General features: G+C 68.8%; 3 protein-coding genes. All 3 read left to right on the top strand.

Annotation, left to right across the window (positions count from 1 at the left end):
- A partial coding sequence (pstC, locus tag FE256_RS17735; protein WP_212743546.1) for a phosphate ABC transporter permease subunit PstC occupies nucleotides 1–975 on the top strand: 975 nt, incomplete at its 5' end.
- Nucleotides 975–2,324 (top strand): phosphate ABC transporter permease PstA, encoded by a 1,350-nt coding sequence (gene pstA / locus FE256_RS17730; RefSeq protein ID WP_138178279.1) that lies wholly within the window; start codon nucleotides 975–977, stop codon nucleotides 2,322–2,324. The genes pstC and pstA, both read left to right, overlap by 1 nt.
- Nucleotides 2,321–2,561 (top strand): substrate-binding domain-containing protein (locus FE256_RS17725; protein ID WP_212743545.1); only part of this gene is annotated, 241 nt, incomplete at its 3' end. The genes pstA and FE256_RS17725, both read left to right, overlap by 4 nt.

Genomic DNA, 2,561 nt, shown 5'->3' with positions numbered 1-2,561 from the left:
AACGAGCCCCGCCCCCGCTCCCTGAAGAGCCGGCCGGTGCAAGCGGACCGGGTCTTCCGCTCCGTCTCGTACGCCGCCGGCGGCGTGACGGTGGCGATCATGCTCGCCGTGGGCATCTTCCTCACCGCGCGAGCCGGCGATGCGCTGAGCGTCACGGGCGTCAGCTTCCTCACGACGCAGGAGTGGTCGCCCGAGACGGGCGCGTTCGGCGTCGCGGCGGTGCTGTTCGGTACCGTCACGATCGCGATCATCGCGATGGCGATCTCGGTGCCGCTGGCGATGGGGACGGCGCTGCTGATCAGCGAGATCGTGTCGCCGAAGATCCGGTCGCTGCTCATCACGCTCGTCGACCTGATGGCGGCCGTGCCGAGCGTCGTGTTCGGACTCTGGGGCGTGTTCTTCCTGCAGGCCAACATCATCCCCGTCTCGCAGTGGATCTCGGTCTACTTCGGGTGGATCCCGATCTTCCGCGTCACCGATGAGGCGGGTCAGCGTCTGACGGATGCGGGCGCGTTCACCTCGTCGGCGTTCATCGCCGGCATCGTCGTGGCCCTGATGGTCGTGCCCACGCAGACCTCGGTCATGCGCGAGGCGTTCTCCCAGGCGCCCCTCGGGGAGCGCGAGGGTGCACTCGCCCTCGGATCCACGCGCTGGGGGATGATCCGCGCAGTGGTGCTGCCCTTCGGTCGCGGCGGCATCATCGGCGGGACGATGCTGGGCCTGGGGCGCGCGCTCGGCGAGACGATCGCGGTCGTCATGATCATCTCGCCGATCTTCACGATCAACCCCGAGGTCCTCAAGACGGGCACGAACTCGGTGTCGGCCCTCATCGCGCTGCGGTACGGCGAGGCGAGCCAGTTCGGCCTGTCCGCGCTCATGGCCGCGGGACTCGTGCTGTTCATCATCACCCTCATCGTCAACTTCACCGCGTCGACGATCGTCGCGCGCAGTCGTTCCGGAGCGGAGAGCAACTGATGGCGATCCTCGCCCCCGATGCCCCGGTGGTCGACGCGGACGACGCCGCACGGCCGTCCCTGCGCACCGCGATCCCCGAACGCACGGGTCACGTCGGCGAACGTCGTGACCTGCGCACGGTGCCCTTCGGCGACACCTTCAACGTCGTGGGCAGCGCTGCGGCCGGCATCGCGCTGGCCACCCTCCTCTTCGGCTGGCTGACCCCGATGACGGGGATCATCGGATGGCTCATCGTCTCGTTCCTCTGCTTCCTCGGGATCTACGCGGTCCTGTCCTCGCTGCGGGCCGATCGGCTGGCCGTGAGCGAGCGCATCATGACGGCGCTGTTCTACTCCGCCGGTGTCCTGCTCTTGAGCGCCCTGGTCTTCGTCATCCTGTTCACGGTCGTACGGGGCTTTCCCGCGATCACGAACCTGAATTTCTTCGTCGAGACGATGAAGCTCGCCGGTCCGCTCGATCCCCTCACGATGGGCGGTATCGCGCACGCGATCGTCGGAACGCTCATCCAGATCGGCATCGCCCTGGTGATCACGATCCCCCTGGGCATCACGACGGCCGTCTTCCTCAACGAGATCGGCGGACCGTTCGCGCGCTTCGTGCGGACGATCTCGGATGCCATGACGGCGCTGCCCTCGATCGTCGCCGGTCTGTTCGTCTACGCCGCCGTGGTCACCCTCATCACGAACCAGCGCTCGGGGTTCGCGGCATCCCTGGCGATCAGCGTCATGATGCTCCCGATCATCATCCGCGCCTCCGACGTCGTGCTCCGTCTGGTTCCGCACAACCTCCGCGAGGCCTCGTACGCCCTCGGCACGAGCCGGTGGCGGACGGTGTGGAGCGTGGTGCTGCCGACTTCGCGTTCGGGACTGGTCACCGCGGTGATCCTCGGGACCGCGCGCGGTATCGGCGAGACCTCGCCGGTGCTCCTGACTTCGGGCGTGACCGCCGGGTGGAACCTCAACCCGTTCTCGGGGCCGATGATCTCTCTGCCGCTGCAGGTCTTCGACTTCGTCAAGTCGCCCGAGCCCAACATGGTCGCCCGTGGCTTCGGCGCCGCCGCGACCCTCGTGCTGCTCGTGCTGACGCTCTTCATCGTCGCGCGCCTGATCGGCGGCAAGGGCCCCGGGCAGCTGTCCGACCGTCAGCGCCGCGCCGCCGCGTCGGCGTCGGCACGTGACCTGCAGCGCATTCTGGCGTCCCAGGGGCGCTCACCGGGCAGCCCCGTCACGCGCGCGGAACGTCGCGCGCAGCCGCCCAAGGGAAAGCCTCCCCGCGACCTCCAGTGGCGCCTCGCTCAGCGCGCTCTGGCACCCCGCCCCGATCGACCCACCGAGGAGAACCCGTCGTGAATGTCCGTACCCGCCTGGCCCGACTGGGGGCGCTCGTCGTCGTCGCGGCCCTCGCGAGCGTGGGCGTCGCGCCCGCGCACGCGGCCGACGTCTACGTGACGATCACCGGCTCCGGCTCCACGTGGTCGCAGAACGCCCTCGACCAGTGGCGCACGAACGTCGCCAGCAACTACGGCATGACGGTGAACTACAACGGCACCGGGTCGTCGGCGGGCCGCAACGACTTCATCAATCAGA

Source organism: Microbacterium sp. 5K110 (assembly GCF_005774735.1).
In the GTDB taxonomy this organism is placed as follows: Bacteria; Actinomycetota; Actinomycetes; order Actinomycetales; family Microbacteriaceae; genus Microbacterium.
The sequence above is the reverse complement of the archived record's forward strand: the minus strand, read 5'-3'. Positions and strand labels throughout refer to the sequence as shown.

Excerpts from the sequence above, each read along its gene's own strand:
- pstA (WP_138178279.1), top strand. The coding sequence starts at position 975 with ATGGCGATCCTCGCCCCCGATGCCCCGGTGGTCGACGCGGACGACGCC.